Origin of the sequence: Halorubrum californiense DSM 19288 (genome assembly GCF_000336875.1) — an archaeon.
Taxonomy (GTDB): domain Archaea; phylum Halobacteriota; class Halobacteria; order Halobacteriales; family Haloferacaceae; genus Halorubrum; species Halorubrum californiense.
Window position 1 is genome coordinate 129619 of sequence record NZ_AOJK01000036.1, and the last position, 14067, is coordinate 143685.

Genomic DNA, 14067 nt, shown 5'->3' on the forward strand with positions numbered 1-14067 from the left:
GGGGAGATCACGGTCCCCTGTAGCGCCGGCGGTTGCTGACAGCGGGCGGTGCCCGCGAGTATTTTTCCACTATGCCAGAACCCACAGACAACACGCCCGCCGTCGAACTCACCGACATTACGAAACGGTTCGGCGACGTCGTCGCGAACGACAGTGTCGACTTCTCCCTCGCGAACGGGTCCGTCCACGCCGTGGTCGGCGAGAACGGCGCCGGGAAAACGACCCTGATGAAGGTGCTGTACGGTCTTTATGACCCCGACGAGGGGACGGTGAGCGTCGACGGTGAGCCGCGGACCTTCGAGTCGCCGCGCGACGCGATCGGCGCCGGCATCGGAATGATCCACCAGCACTTCCAATTAGTGGACACCATGACCATCCTCCAGAACATCGTCTTAGGTCACGAGCCGTCGAGAAACGGGCTCGTCGACGATCGCGAGGCCCGCGAGCGCGTCGGGGAGATCTGCGATGCCTACGGATTCTCCGTCGACGAACACCTCGACACGGATGTCGAAGACCTCGGTCTCGGCGTCCAGCAGCACGTCGAGATCGTAAAGAGCCTCTACCGGGGCGCCGAGACGCTCATCTTCGACGAGCCGACGGCGGTGTTGACCCCACAGGAGGTCGAGGGCCTGTTTGACGTCATGGACGCGCTCACCGCCGACGGGCGGTCCCTCGTCTTCATCACGCACAAACTCGACGAAGCGATGGCAGCGGCCGACGAGATAACGGTTCTCAGGGACGGTAGCGCCGTCGGTACGGTCGACGCCGACGAAACGTCGCGGAACGAACTCGCCCGGATGATGGTCGGTCGAGAGGTGCTCTTCGACGTCGAACCGCGGTCGCAGTCCCCCGGTGAGGTCGCGCTCTCCGTCGAGGGCGTCTGCGCGGACGACGAGCGGGGGATCCGCCAGGTCGACGGCGTGAACTTCGCCGTCAGGGAAGGAGAGATTCTCGGTATCGCCGGCGTCGAGGGCAACGGACAGCGGGAGTTGATCGAGACCATAACCGGCATGCGGGGCACGGAACGGGGCGCCGTGGCTTTGTTCGGGGACGACATCACGGGGCTGAGTCGGCGGGAGCGTATTGAGTCCGGAATCGCGTACGTTCCCGGCGACCGAACGCGGGAGGGGCTCGTTCAGGAGTACAGCCTCGTCAAGAACGCGCTGCTCGGCAACCAGACCGTCGAACCGTTCGCGGACGGCGCCTTTCTCGACTGGCAGGCGATCACCGACCACGCAGACGCCGTCGTCGAGGAGTACGACGTCCGGCCGGCCGACGCGGACGCGACGGCCGAGTCGCTGTCCGGCGGGAACCAACAGAAGTTCGTCGTTGGTCGCGAACTCGAACGAGACCCGTCGCTCCTCGTCGCGGCGCATCCGACGCGAGGCGTCGACATCGGGTCGATCGAGTTCATCCACGAGCGACTCCGCGAGATGCGCGACGACGGAGTCGCCGTGATACTGGTCTCCTCGAAGCTCGACGAGGTCAAACGGCTCTCCGACCGAACGGCAGTCATGTACGAGGGAGAGTTCGTCGACGTGGTCGATCCCGGCGACGTGACCGAGGAAGAACTCGGGCTGATGATGGCCGGGCGGTCGCTCGAGGAGCCTGACACCGTCGCGCTCGATGCGGGGGGAGACGCGTGAGCGACGCCGGTGCTTCGCACGTTCGGACCGCACTCGATCGGATAGTTGATCGTATGCTCCGAGCGACCGTGCTGGAGCGGATCGTCATCGCGATCGTCTCGACGACGCTCGCGCTCGTTATCGGCGCGGGCATCGTGGCTCTCTCCGGGTACGACGCCGTCGAGTTCGTCTACTCGCTCGTGTACGGGGCGGTCGGTGAGCTTTCGAACGTCGCCTTTACCCTCCGGCAGTCGACGATGCTCATCTTGGCAGGCGTGGCCGTCGCCGTCGCGTTCCGCGCCGGCGTGTTGAACATCGGCGTTCAGGGGCAGTTTGTGGTCGGTGGATTCGCTGCCACTCTCGCGATCCTGTTTTTGACGCCGCTGCTGCCCGAGAACATGTTCGTCGGTGTCGTTCTGATGACCGTCGCCGGCGGAGCCGCCGTCGTCGCCGGCGGGGCGTACGGCGCGCTTCCCGGGTTGATGAAGGCGTACGCGGGGGCGAACGAAGTCATCACGACGATCATGTTGAACTTCATCGCCTCCGGGGTCGTCTACTTCCTCTTGGACGCGTATCTGCGTCCACCGGGGGCGGCGGCGCCGAACACGGAGTCGTTCCCCGACTACGTCGACCTACCAGGATTCGCCTTCGGGAGCCCGTCGTTTTCGGTCATCGGGTTCGGGATCGCGCTGGTGACCGTCGCCGTCGTGTACGTGTACATGACGCAGACGGGCTCCGGCTACGACCTTGTCACCAGCGGCTACCAAGAGCCCGCCGCGAAGTACTCCGGCGTCGATCCGAATCGAATGATCGTCCGGACGATGACGCTCTCCGGAATGATCGCTGGACTCGCCGGGGCGCTGTTCGCCGTGATGATCCTAGGGTACTACAGCGACCCGAACACGTTCCCGACGTTCGGCTTCGACGCCATCGCTGTGAGCCTCCTGGCCGCCAACAACCCGCTCGGGGTGATCCCGGCCGGGCTCCTCTTCGGCGGGCTCGACGCCGGCGGACAGTACATCGGCTTCACGCTCGACGTGCCCAGCGAACTGGTCGACGGCGTGATCGGGCTGATCGTCCTGTTCGTCGCGGCGCCGGAGCTGTTTCGCGCCGCCGGACGGTACACGGGTCTCGGAGGTGACACCGGATGAGCGCCGTCCGCGACGCGACAGGCGGCCGTTCCACGGTTATCGGCGGTTTCGCGCTGCTTGTGGCGGCGCTGCTCGCGTTCCTCATCGCCGACATTCCCGGCTCCGACCTCGTAACGATCGGCGCGATAGAACGGGCGCTTCAGGCTGCGACGCCGATCGCGTTGGCCGCCATCGGCGGGCTCTACGCCGAGAAGAGCGGCGTGTTCAACATCGGGCTGGAGGGGTTCATGATATTCGGCGCGCTGTTCGGAGCGGTCACGGCCTGGGCCGTGTCCGGCGGCGACGGCATCGGCCAAGCGGACCTGTGGCTCGGCGTGTTGGCCGCTGTTCTCGTTTGCGGCCTGCTGGCGGCGCTGTTCGCGGTTCTCCTGATCCGCTATGAGGCCGACCAGATCGTTGCCGGGCTGGCGGTGTGGTTCATCGGGCTGGGCTTTGGTCCATTCATCTCCACGGTCGTCTGGGGCGGCGTTTCGAGCCCGTCCCTCCCGAACATCGACAACGTGGTCGTGCCCGTCCTCTCCGAGGTCCCGATTGCGGGACGGCTGTTCTTCGACGCGTCGCCGCTTGTCCTGTTCACGATCCTCGTCGCGGTCGGCGCGTGGGTCGTGCTGTTCCGGACCCGATTCGGCTATTGGGTACAGGCGGCCGGAGAGAACCCGGAGGCGCTCGACACGGCCGGGGTCGACGTGAACCGCGTCCGCTACGCCACTCTTATCTTCTCGGGAATCATGGCCGGCCTCGGGGGTGCGGTGCTGTCGATAGGTATCGGAAGCGGCTTCACCGGCACCGGGGTGACGATGGTCGACGGTCGCGGCTGGATCGCGATCGTCGCGTACCTGTTCGGCAACTACAACCCGCTCGGTACGTACGGAGCGTCCCTGCTGTTCGGTGCGATGGACATGCTCCAGATTCAGCTACAGACCATCGGCATCTCGCTTCCCGGAAGCATCACGGGGCTGTTCCCGTACGTCGCCGTCCTCGTCGTGCTCGTCGTTGTCGGGTACACGCGGGTTCCGGCAGCCGTCGGCGAACCGTACACGAAGGAAGACTGACGGTCGGTCCGAGTTCTCGGACCGTCCGGGCACTTCATTACCTGCCCTGTCGAAAGGCGGCGTCATGAGCGGATCCGATCCCGGACTCCGGGACCAACTGAAGTCGTTCGGGTTCTCCGACAAGGAGGTCGACACGTACACCACTATCCTGACTCTCGGCGAGGCCAAAGCGAGCGCGATCGCCGAGGGGGCCGACGTGTCCAAGCGGTACGTCTACAACGTATTGGGGGAGTTTGAAGACCGCGGGCTCGTCGAGATACACGACCACGAAACGCCGACGACCGTTCGGGCGCTGGATCCGTCGGCCGTCGTCGACCGACTCTCCGACACCCTCTCGACACTCGAACAGAATCTCGACGCGCTCTACGACCCCGGCCCAGAAGTCGACCGGCGATACGAGGTTATCAAATCGACGGCAACGGTCAGAAAGCGTATCTCGCGGCTGCTCCGAGAGGCGGAAAACGAGGTCAGTCTCTCCGTCCACGCGTCGATCGTCTCCGACCTCGCCGCCGACCTCAGGTCCGCGGTCGACCGCGGCGTGCTCACTCTCGTACTGGTCAACGATAACGGGACTGACGCGGTCGAGAGAGACTGCTTCGACGGGCTGGGCAGCGTCGTCCGGATCTGGGACCACACCGGACCGATGATACTCAGCGTCGACCGAACCCATGGCCTGTTCTCTCCGCCCGAGGTCGTCGTCGGGTCTCCCACCGACCAGCAGGCCATCGGCTTCACCGAGGACCGACTTTCGCCGGCGCTGGTCGGCTCCTTTCTCGGAAACTACTGGCCCCTCGCGACGGAGGTCTACGTCGACGAGCCGAGCGAGCCTCCGGAGACGTACGATAGGTTCAGACACGCGGTGTTGGACGCGACGCTCCACCGCCGCCGCGACCGCGAACTGATCGCGGAGGTGTCGGTGCGTCCGTCCCGGTCCTCCGAGTCATTCGAGACACGGTGCGGACGAGTAACCGCTGTGCGGCAAGGGCTCGTCGAACCGACGACGAACAACATCCCCATCGAGAACGCGTTGGTGCTGGACGACGGAAACGAGGAGTTCACCGTCGGCGGCCCGGGGGCGATCATGGAGACCTACGAGGCCAGACGGGTCAGCCTCAAAATCTCCGAGACGACCGATCAGTCCGTCTCCGAACTGCTCGCCTCCTCCTCGAAGGTGTAGTCGAGAGTCCGTCTGTTTCGCGGCCTCGTCCCGCACCCGACCACTCGGCGCGCGTTTTCGGCCATTCGACATCCGTGCGAGCCCCTGTGGCGCCCGCTGCCATCGAACCGTCGCTTCGAACGGTGTCACTCAACCTGCCCGGTTCAGCGCCCAAACGAGCCGCTCCGGTTCGGCGCACTCGCCCCAGATTTGTGTATCGCGATATGCCATTTATTAGTCTCATGCCATACAAATATCTGACCGATCGAAATCAACGAAAATATACCGAGTCGGTGACTCGCTCAGATACCCAGTCGATAAACGTTCGCCTCGTAGACCTCTCGCACCTGATCCCCCCAGTTGTGCGTGTAGGTGTCGATCACGTCGTCAGCGACGTCGCCGCGCAGGTACTTCACCACGCCGCGGTCGCCGGTCCTGTCGCGGAGGTGCGTCGTGAAGAAGTGCCGGAAGTAGTGGGGCGTCACGTTCTCGTCGGCGCCGCCGCCCGTCCGGTACCAGCCCTCCTCGCGGGCGTACCGCTCGACGGCGTGTCTGACCGCTTGCGGACGAAGCCGCTCACCCCATCCCTCCGCCGTGCCGACGAACAGCGGCTCCGTGGGCGACGGCGAATCCGGACGCACTGCGAGCCACCCTTTGAGGGCCCGACGGAGCTCGTCGTCGACCGGGATCACGGTCCCGCGCTTTCGCTTGTTCGCGGCCGTCCGGACCTCGCCGTTCAACTCCTCGCCGACGGTCGCCTCGGCGGTGACGAATATCGAGTCCGGCCGCTCGGACAGCGCCGGACGCCCGCCGAGCGGATACGCCGCTTCGAGTTCCGGATCGGCAACCGACAGATCCCGGAGGTCGAGGTTACACAGCTCGCCGACCCGCATTCCGGTCTTCAACAGCGTCACCACGAGCGCCCGGTGGAGCGGATGGCGGATCCCGGCCACGAACGACCGCATCGCCGGAATCGAGACGTCCCGACGAGCGGGGTCTTTGTCGACTGTCTCGTCCATCTCTTCCATCACCAGCGTCATCGGATTGCCGTCGAAGGCGCCAACCTCCGTCATGTACCCGAAAAAGCGGTGGAGATAGGCCGCGTACGTCGCCACCGTGCTGTCGGCGACGTGGCCCCGCAGCGAGTGGACGAACGACATGCAGTCGCGGTGGGTCGCGGAACCCGGTTCCGTGCCGTCGAGGAACTCCTCGAACCGCCTGAGGACGCGCTCGTACGCCGCTCTGGTCCGGTCGGTCTTCCCGTGGTAGGTGAGGTCTTCCAGGAAATATCCGACCGGGTCGTCGGGATCGGGAGACGCGCGCGTGCTACTCATCGGTCAGCACGTATCCTCCCTCCCGACCGCTGTAGCGAATTCGGTTTCGTTCCTGGAGGTCGTCGAGGGTCGCCTCCAGTTCGTCCTCGACATCGCTGACTACCGCCTCGACGAGTTCGTCCCACGAGCAGGGGCCCGATTCGAGAGTCGTCCGGACGCCACTTTCGAGGTCGTGACCCCCAGGGTCGGAGCCCTCGGAAGCGGGTTCCTCGAAAGCCCCCGAATCGGTCGGTACGAACCCCCGCCGCCCGGCCTGAACCATCGTCCTGACGAACTCGCTCAGCGACATGTCGAGTTCGTCGGCGTGATCGCGCCACAGTTCCTTCTGTTCCGTCGGTACGTACGTCTTCACCGACTGTCGATCGCCTCCCATCGTTCTCGGACGACGCTTCTTGCGGGCGGGACTTCAATCTATCCCAGATTTGCGGATAAGTAACCTTATCTCGGAGAGTAAACCCCTATTCACGCGGCCACTATTCATATATCAATAATTCTGATACCCTAAATCGCGCATCTTGGTCATACAGTACAGGATATACAGCACAGCGAAAAGCGTCCATCGAGAAACTCCCGGGAACCACCGATCCGAACGGCTCGGGCCAGTTCGGTCCGCAGGAGCGCACGGACCGAACGTCGATCCACGGCCGGTCGTCGCTACAGCGAGTGGCCGAAAGAGATCGTGGCGCTTTCGGCGCGGACAGTCGGTCGATCAGTGCGACTCGTCGTGAGTCGAGGTCGTGCGTCGGGACCGGAATCCGTCGGTGCTCGCACGTGTATATCTCATGTCGCTATAGAATACGCAGAGTCAGACACGGATCTCCGAGTCGGCCGCCTCGCGTTCGAGCGCCCGGAGGACGCGGGAGACGGAATCGTCCGTCTCGGCCGCGTTGCGCATCAGGACCGTCTCGCTGGGGAAGAGGTGTTCGCCCACGGAGAGGCCGTGTTCGCGCGCCGTGGAGCCGGTGACGGTGAGATACACGCCGAGGCCGACCCGGGTGATGGCGGCCTCTTCCTCCTCGTCCGGCTCGGGATAAACGAACTCGACGCCGTCGAGCGCGTCGGTGCCCAACACCGCGGTGACGAGGCGCTCGTACCGCGGCGAGATACACAGCGGCCCCTCGTAGTCGGCGAGGTACGCGCGGTCGAACGTCGTGTTCGGCGCCCGCCGGTCCTCGCGTCCCATCAGGGTGTGATACACGGTGTCGCCGAGCCCGGTCACGACGCGCACGTCGGTGTCGACGGGGTCGATGCGGTCGTTGATGTCCGAGATATTGCCGAGCCCGCTCTCCCTGATACCGACTACCTCCTCGAGGACGAGGTCCGCGGAATCGAAGCCGAGCGCGAACTCGTGGGTCCGAAGCGCGCGGAACGGCTCTTCGCGACCGACGAGCTTCACCGTCACGTCGCCCAGATCGACCGTCGCGGCGTCGAAGACGATCCGGCGCGGCTTCCCGTTCCGGTCGTCGCGCATCAGCGTGAACTCCGGCTCCGCCGGCGTCTCCGAGTCCGAGTACTCGACGAGCCGCTCGTAGGGGCCCGCGTCGGCGTCGACGGACCCCTTCGTGACGGCCTTCTCGTATCGGAGCGTGTTGCTGACGCCGTCCGCGAGCCGGTCGAGGCGGTCGTCGGCCGAGACGGCCGCGATCCGCTCTAACACCGCTTCGAGCGGGCGTCCCTTGCGGGGGACGGCGACCGGAACCGGATCAGTCATTGACCGATCTGCGGCCGCGCGCGTAAAACGGGTTGCGTTTCCGAACCGGATCGACGGGCGGCGGCACCGCCGGCCGTATTTCGTCGAAACCCGTCGATTCAGGGACCGAAGGCCTCGTTGAGGCGAGTCCGGAACTCGTCGAGCTCGTCGAGGTGGTCGTTTATCTCCTCGATCTCGGCGGTGACGTCGTCGAGGTCGTCGCCGAGACGGCTCTCGATGTCGGTGAGCCGCGAATCGACCTCCGCGAGGTCGTCCCACAGGTCGTCGAACTCCTCGTCGAAGCGGTCGAGCCCGGATTCCACGTCGTCGATGCGCTCCGCGGCGTCTGCGGCGCGGTCCTCGGCGCCCTCGGCCCGTTCCTCGGCGTTCTCCGCGCGCTCGGCCGCCCTGTCGACCTCCTCGTACAGCGTCTCGACGTCGTCGCCCAGGTCGTCGACCGTGTCTTCGACCGCGTCGGCCTGCCCTTCGACACGGCCGACGTCGGCGGCGAGGTCGTCGACGGTGCCCTCGACGGCGTCGACGGCGTCTTGAACCGATTCGACGCTCTCGTCGACCGATTCCACGTCCGCCTTGACAGCTTGGACGTCGTCCTCGACGTCGCGCACGTCGCCGTCGACCGTCTCCACGTCGTCCTCGACGGCGTCCACCCGTTCGTCGACCGCGTCGACCGCCTCGGAGGTGGATTCGACTGCGGAGTCGACGCGGTCGACGTCAGAGGCGATCGTGTCGCGCTCGTCGTCGGCGGCGTCGAGCCGGTCGTCGAGGGCGTCGACCTCGGACTCGACGTCGTCGACACGCTCGTCGATCCCGTCGAGAATCTCTCGCGCCGTCCCCTCGCCGTCGATGAACTCCGCGAGCGCGTCGGCGTACGCCTCGATGTCGGCCACGCTCGACTGTAAGCGGGCGATCCGCACGTCGACGCTGCGCGGCACGCCGCCCCCGAGGGCCTCCTCGATGGTCTCGATATCCTCCTCGTCGGCCGCGCCGGATCGGATCTCGGCCGCCAACGCCGCCGCGAGGCCGCCCTCGCCCGGCAGATTCGCGGTCTCGGCGTGCTCGTCCGCTGCCGTCCCATCATCAACGTCGCGCTCTCGTTCCTCGTCGAGCGGGTCCTCAGCACCCGTCTCTCCGGTGCCAGGCGCTTCGTCGGGCTCCTCGTCTATCGGTTCGGGTTCCACTTCAGTCTCCGCCTCCGTCGCTGCGCCGACCGGGTCGCCCTCGTGAGCGGTCACCGCTGCGGTGCCCTCGCTGACGGCACGGGGTTCGGGAGCGTCGGACTCGTCGTCGAGTTCCGATTCGTCGTCGACATCCGGCTCCTCCCCGTCAGCGCCGGGCTCCTCGTCGTCAGCATCCGGTTCCACGCTGACTTCCGGCGCCTCGGCGGGCTCCGCGTCGGCTTCCTCGGTCTCGTGCGCCTCAGTAGGCTCTTCCGCGGGATCTTCCGGCAACAGTTCGTCGTCTTCCGCCATCCCGGGGAGGGTCGCGCGGTCGCCGGAGAGTACCTCACGGACCGCGTCCGTGTCGCCGGCGCCGAGGACGTCCTCTATCTCCTCGCCGGCCGGGACGTGTTCGATCACCGGCGTCCCGAGGAACCCGTCGAGGTCGGGGTCGTCGTCGCGGATCCCGAACACCGTCTCGACGGTCTCGTCGGGGTCGATCACCCGTTCGAACTCCACCCGGTGGTCCTTGTACGCCGTCCAGTTCTCGCTCTCGTACTCCGGGTGGAACCCCACCCGGTCCATCGGGAACGACTCCGGGATCCGGTCGACGATACGCGCGCGCACGGGGTCCTCGCGGTGCGAGGAGAGGGTGTACATCACCGCGGGCACGGGGAACGCGTCGTCCGTGAAGGATTTCTCGACGCGGATGCCGTCCTCGTCGACGGTCGTGGCCGCCTCTGCCGTCCGTTCGCTCATACTTCACGGTCCCGGAGCAGGGGCTTAAATTCCACGGGCCGGCTTTCGTGGGTGATAACCGAACCGCCGCGGAAACGCCCGCTCGACTCCGATTTACAGGTCGATTCGGTCGCCGATCTCGACTATCTCCAGTCGGCTCGGCGACTCGTAGCTCCGCACGTGGTCGTGGAGCGCGGTCGGGTCGGCGGTCAACCCCTTCCACATGTCCCAGTGGGTCGGCACCAGCCGGTCGAGGCCGAGGTCGTTCGCGGCCGCCGCGATTTCGTTCTCGTCGCTGTACCACTTCGTCTGTACGGGCTCGCCCGTCTCCTTGTCCGGAACTGTGCCCTCGGAGCCGAACGCGAGGATCCCGAGGTCGACGTCGAATCGCTCCGCGAGCCCCGCGAACGACGGCGAGGGCTTGCTGTCCCCAGCGTGGAACACCGTCCCGGCCTCGTGTTCGATCACGTAGCCAACGGGATGCGTGGCGTCCGAGTCCTGTGTTTCGACGACGTGAACCGTGAACTCGCCGATCCGCAGCTCGTCGCCCTCCGTCACCTCGGTGAACTGGGCGTCGTCGACCGCGTACTCGTCGGTCCACGCCTCCTCCTCGCGCGCGACCGCGAGCGAGTCGTCGGGCGCGATCAGGTCGGCGTCGGTGTTCTCCAAGATTGGCGCTTGCGACGGCCCGTGAACGTGATCCGTGTGTTCGTGGGTGGCCAACACGGCGTCCGCCGTGTCCACGTCGGCCGGATCGAAGGGAACCGGGATCATCCTGATCGTCCGCGGCGGGTCGCCCGTACCGACGTACGGGTCGATCCAGAGGACGGTCCCCTCGCTCCCCTTGATCGCGAAGCCGTTACAGCCCAGGTACCACAGTGCCACCGTGTCGGGATCGGCGTCCGCGACCGCGCGCGGCAGCCAGTCGCCCCAGTCGGAGTCTGTCATATCCGGTGCTGCGTGAGCGCCGATGGTAATAATTCCGGAGTGAGCCCGAGTTCGCTCGGGTGGATCCAAATCTGTCGCATATGAGACAACAGAAATGTGCCCGAGACGGAACGTGTAAATTCTATATCGCTATATTTAATTGGGCTATCGAGCGACGGGAGAACACCCAGTCTCGAACGGACCCAGAACGGCCGCGACGGAGGTCGCTACCGTCGACGGTCACCCGCGAAAGAGGTTGACGACTTCGTCGACGACGTCCGACTCGACGGCGAGGATGTACTGCTCCGACGGTTCGAGCAGCGTGTCGGGACCGGCGAGCGACTCTCGGTCTGACGTGGAGATGAGGAGGCTCCCGGCCGGAAGGGCGATCTCGTCGAGGCGACGTCCCGCGACGGGGGCCGACTCGGCGACCGTCACCTCGATGATGTCGAGGTCGGCCGTGGGGAACACCAGCTTCCGGATCTCTTCGCCGGTGAGCATATCGGCCGCGTGGTCACCGCCGAGCGACTGCGGGAGCAGCGTGGCGTCGACGACCTCGTCGTGCCCCCCACCGGTCCGGGACTCCGACCTGGCGAGGGTCCGGATGGTCGGCGCGAGGTGGTGTGCGGTCAGACAGATCTCCATGTTCGTCTCCGTCTCGTCCGTCAGCGCCGCGATCGCGTCGGCGCGCTGGACATCGGCCTGTCTGAGGATCGACTGCTCGGTGGCGTCCCCGTGGATCACCGGCCCGAGGTACGCGTCGGCGAGCTCCTCGACGCGGTCCTCGTCGATCTCGATCAGCAACACCTCGTGCCCCTGTTCGGTGAGGTTCTCCGCGGTCTGGAGTCCGACGCGCCCGCCGCCGCCGATGACGAACCGTTTCGACTGGGCCATCGTGTCGCGACTCGGCGGCCGGCTCCTTTAATTCGACCTCGATTCCTGTGCGTCCGGAACTGGGCCGGTGGGCGCCTCACCGCGCGAGGTGTATCAGTTTCCCCCACGATTTCGAGAATCCCGAACTCACCCGAGGCATAAAGTGCAAAGAATACGGTAGCTCGGAGCGTACGATGGACGACACGGGACACGACGACCCCGACCGATGAGCGGGAGCCAGACCCGGTCCCCCGAGGCCGAACTCGGATTGCTCGACGCGACGATGATCGGCATGGGGGCGATGATCGGTGCTGGCATCTTCGTACTGACCGGACTCGCTGCGGAGATAGCCGGTCCGGCGGCGATCGTCGTCTTCGCGCTGAACGGAGTCGTCACCGCGTTCACCGGGCTCTCGTACGCCGAACTCGCCAGCTCGATCCCGAAGAGCGGCGGCGGGTACGCGTTCGTCCGGGAGATATTCGACGACCTCTCGTCGTTCATCATGGGGTGGATGCTCTGGTTCGCGTACATGATCGCCGGCGCCCTCTACGCGCTGGGGTTCGCGCCGAACTTCCTCGAACTGCTCCACGTCTACGGGGTCGTCGCCCCGCCGGACGAGATCGGGGCCGTCGCCCTTCCGGTGGTCGACGCGGCGGTCGCGCCCGCCTTCCTCTTGGCGTTCGTCGCCGTCTTCGCGTTGGTGGCGCTCAACGCCGTCTCCACGGCCGCCAGCGGAAAGGCCGAGACGGTGTTCACGGTCATCAAGGTGAGCATCCTCGTGGTGTTCGTCGGCTTCGGGGTGGCGTCGCCGATGTTCTCGGGCGCCGAGTTCCAGCCGCTGTTCCCCGCCGCCAGCGGCGCGGGCGCCGTCCTGCCGGCGATGGGGCTCACGTTCATCGCCTTCGAGGGGTACGACCTCATCACGACCGTCACCGAGGAGGTGAAGAACCCCCGAGAGAACATTCCGAAGGCGATCTTCGTGAGCCTCGCCGTGACCGTGGTCGTCTACTTGGCCGTGGTCACCGTCGCCGTCGGGACGCTCGGGGCCGACGGGCTCGCCGAGGCGGGAGAGGCCGGGATCGCCACGGCGGCGACGTCGTTCATGCCGACCGGGCTGCCGATCATCCAGAACGGGGGCGCGCTGGTCGTCTTCGGCGCGGTGTTCTCGACGCTGACGGCGCTGAACGCGGTCGTGATCGCCTCCTCGCGGGTCGCGTTCTCGATGGGACGCGAGGGGCAGCTGCTCCCCTCGTTCGGCCAGATTCACCACCGGTACGGGACGCCGTTCGTCGCGATCCTCGCGAGCGCCGTGGTCATGTTGGGCTCCGTCGCGCTACCGACCCAGAGCGCGGGCAACATGTCGAGCCTCTTCTTCCTGCTCTCGTTCGTCATCGTCAACGTCGCCGCGATCCGGCTGCGACGGGAGCGACCCGACATGCACCGGCCCTACGAGATGCCGTTCTATCCGGCTCCGCCGCTGATCGGCATCGCGCTCAACTTGGTCTTGACCGGGGTCCTCGTGGAGTACCTGCTGCGGACGGACCCGCTGGCGCTGGCGCTCAGCGCGGCGTGGATCCTGCTCGGCGGTGTCGCGTACCTCGCGCTCAACAGACTACGGGCGGACCCGGACGCGGACTCGCCGGCGACGGAGGCGACCCCCGCGCCGAACGCGGAGGACTGAACTCATGACAGGCTCACTCGACATTGTGATCGCGGGCGGCGGGCGCGTCGGCTTCCAAACGGCTGAGATCCTCGCGGACCGCGGCCACGAGGTGACGATCGTCGAACGCGACGAGCGCGTCGTCTCCGAGATCGCCGACGAGTACGTCGCGACGGTGATCCGCGGCGACGCGACGAACCCCGACATCATCGAGCAGGCGGGCATCGAGCGGGCGGACGCCGTCGCGGCGCTCACCGGAGAGACGGGGCTGAACCTCGCCGTCTGTCTGGCCGCCGCGGAGCTGTCCCCCGAGATCCGGACGGTCGCTCGCATCGACCGCGAAGCCGGCGAGGCGTACACGCGGTTCGTCGACGCGGTGTTGTTCCCGGAGCGAGCCGGCGCCCGCGTGGCGGCGAACGAGGTTGTCGGCGACGACGTCCAAACGCTGGCGGACGTGACCGGGAACCTCGACATCATGCTCGTCCGCGTCGCGGAGGGCGCGCCGGCCGCCGGCAAGTCGCTCTCGACGGTGCGGTTCCCGACCGGGGCGGTGGTCGTCTCAGCCGCAGACGCGCACCGGGTCGCCGGCTCCGACACGACGCTCACGCCGGGGAAGCGCTACGTCGTCGCCGTCGAGCCGGACGTCGCCGACGAGGTGCTGAACCTCCTTCAAGGGTGAAGAG

Annotated in this window: 12 protein-coding genes; 6 read left to right on the forward strand and 6 right to left on the reverse strand. The window is 66.5% G+C overall.

Features of this window, described 5'->3' with window-relative positions; genetic code table 11:
• The first annotated feature begins 71 nt into the window (after positions 1 to 71).
• The 4 genes from C463_RS07345 to C463_RS07360 all read left to right on the forward strand — a co-directional run bounded on the left by C463_RS07345 (position 72) and on the right by C463_RS07360 (position 5005).
• Positions 72 to 1646, forward strand: coding sequence for an ABC transporter ATP-binding protein (locus C463_RS07345; protein WP_008442446.1), 1575 nt, complete (start codon positions 72 to 74; stop codon positions 1644 to 1646).
• On the forward strand, positions 1643 to 2776 hold the full coding sequence (locus tag C463_RS07350; protein WP_080510790.1) for an ABC transporter permease: 1134 nt from the start codon (positions 1643 to 1645) through the stop codon (positions 2774 to 2776). Before C463_RS07345 ends, C463_RS07350 begins: the two co-directional genes overlap by 4 nt.
• The gene (locus tag C463_RS07355; RefSeq protein WP_008442448.1) at positions 2773 to 3828 is read left to right on the forward strand and encodes an ABC transporter permease; all 1056 of its coding nucleotides are present in this window, start codon (positions 2773 to 2775) and stop codon (positions 3826 to 3828) included. The genes C463_RS07350 and C463_RS07355 overlap by 4 nt, the downstream gene beginning before the upstream one ends.
• A 64-nt stretch (positions 3829 to 3892) precedes the next feature.
• The gene (locus C463_RS07360) at positions 3893 to 5005 is read left to right on the forward strand and encodes a TrmB family transcriptional regulator (protein ID WP_008442449.1); all 1113 of its coding nucleotides are present in this window, start codon (positions 3893 to 3895) and stop codon (positions 5003 to 5005) included.
• Between the two features lie 281 nt (positions 5006 to 5286).
• Here the strand turns inward: C463_RS07360 and C463_RS07365 are convergent, their stop codons facing one another.
• The 6 genes from C463_RS07365 to C463_RS07390 all read right to left on the reverse strand — a co-directional run bounded on the left by C463_RS07365 (position 5287) and on the right by C463_RS07390 (position 11745).
• The gene (locus C463_RS07365) at positions 5287 to 6318 is read right to left on the reverse strand and encodes a tyrosine-type recombinase/integrase (RefSeq protein ID WP_008442450.1); all 1032 of its coding nucleotides are present in this window, start codon (positions 6316 to 6318) and stop codon (positions 5287 to 5289) included.
• A complete protein-coding gene (locus C463_RS07370) occupies positions 6311 to 6691 on the reverse strand; it encodes a DUF5805 domain-containing protein (protein WP_008442451.1) in 381 nt (126 codons plus the stop codon). The genes C463_RS07365 and C463_RS07370 overlap by 8 nt, the downstream gene beginning before the upstream one ends.
• A gap of 432 nt (positions 6692 to 7123) precedes the next feature.
• The gene (locus C463_RS07375) at positions 7124 to 8029 is read right to left on the reverse strand and encodes a hypothetical protein (RefSeq protein ID WP_008442452.1); all 906 of its coding nucleotides are present in this window, start codon (positions 8027 to 8029) and stop codon (positions 7124 to 7126) included.
• Positions 8030 to 8127: 98 nt separating this feature from the next.
• Positions 8128 to 9945 carry an alanine-zipper protein gene (locus C463_RS07380; RefSeq protein ID WP_008442453.1) on the reverse strand — a complete coding sequence of 606 codons (1818 nt, stop codon included), beginning with the start codon at positions 9943 to 9945 and terminating at the stop codon, positions 8128 to 8130.
• A gap of 93 nt (positions 9946 to 10038) precedes the next feature.
• The gene (locus C463_RS07385) at positions 10039 to 10872 is read right to left on the reverse strand and encodes an MBL fold metallo-hydrolase (RefSeq protein WP_008442454.1); all 834 of its coding nucleotides are present in this window, start codon (positions 10870 to 10872) and stop codon (positions 10039 to 10041) included.
• A 219-nt stretch (positions 10873 to 11091) separates the two neighbouring features.
• Positions 11092 to 11745 carry a potassium channel family protein gene (locus C463_RS07390; RefSeq protein WP_008442455.1) on the reverse strand — a complete coding sequence of 218 codons (654 nt, stop codon included), beginning with the start codon at positions 11743 to 11745 and terminating at the stop codon, positions 11092 to 11094.
• Between the two features lie 205 nt (positions 11746 to 11950).
• On the opposite strand from C463_RS07390, the gene C463_RS07395 reads away from it, so the two are divergent.
• Complete coding sequence (locus tag C463_RS07395) at positions 11951 to 13405, forward strand: APC family permease (protein WP_008442456.1); 1455 nt, start codon at positions 11951 to 11953, stop codon at positions 13403 to 13405.
• Positions 13406 to 13409: 4 nt separating this feature from the next.
• Entirely contained in the window at positions 13410 to 14063 is a 654-nt protein-coding gene (locus tag C463_RS07400) for a potassium channel family protein (protein WP_008442457.1), read from the forward strand.
• Positions 14064 to 14067 lie beyond the last annotated feature (4 nt).

What these genes read in the sequence shown, in the direction of transcription:
- C463_RS07345 (WP_008442446.1), top strand. Translation starts at nt 72, where the DNA reads ATGCCAGAACCCACAGACAACACGCCCGCCGTCGAACTCACCGACATT.
- C463_RS07355 (WP_008442448.1), top strand. Translation starts at nt 2,773, where the DNA reads ATGAGCGCCGTCCGCGACGCGACAGGCGGCCGTTCCACGGTTATCGGC.
- C463_RS07360 (WP_008442449.1), top strand. Translation starts at nt 3,893, where the DNA reads ATGAGCGGATCCGATCCCGGACTCCGGGACCAACTGAAGTCGTTCGGG.
- C463_RS07365 (WP_008442450.1), bottom strand. Translation starts at nt 6,318, where the DNA reads ATGAGTAGCACGCGCGCGTCTCCCGATCCCGACGACCCGGTCGGATAT.
- C463_RS07370 (WP_008442451.1), bottom strand. Translation starts at nt 6,691, where the DNA reads ATGGGAGGCGATCGACAGTCGGTGAAGACGTACGTACCGACGGAACAG.
- C463_RS07375 (WP_008442452.1), bottom strand. Translation starts at nt 8,029, where the DNA reads ATGACTGATCCGGTTCCGGTCGCCGTCCCCCGCAAGGGACGCCCGCTC.
- C463_RS07380 (WP_008442453.1), bottom strand. Translation starts at nt 9,945, where the DNA reads ATGAGCGAACGGACGGCAGAGGCGGCCACGACCGTCGACGAGGACGGC.
- C463_RS07385 (WP_008442454.1), bottom strand. Translation starts at nt 10,872, where the DNA reads ATGACAGACTCCGACTGGGGCGACTGGCTGCCGCGCGCGGTCGCGGAC.
- C463_RS07390 (WP_008442455.1), bottom strand. Translation starts at nt 11,745, where the DNA reads ATGGCCCAGTCGAAACGGTTCGTCATCGGCGGCGGCGGGCGCGTCGGA.
- C463_RS07395 (WP_008442456.1), top strand. Translation starts at nt 11,951, where the DNA reads ATGAGCGGGAGCCAGACCCGGTCCCCCGAGGCCGAACTCGGATTGCTC.
- C463_RS07400 (WP_008442457.1), top strand. Translation starts at nt 13,410, where the DNA reads ATGACAGGCTCACTCGACATTGTGATCGCGGGCGGCGGGCGCGTCGGC.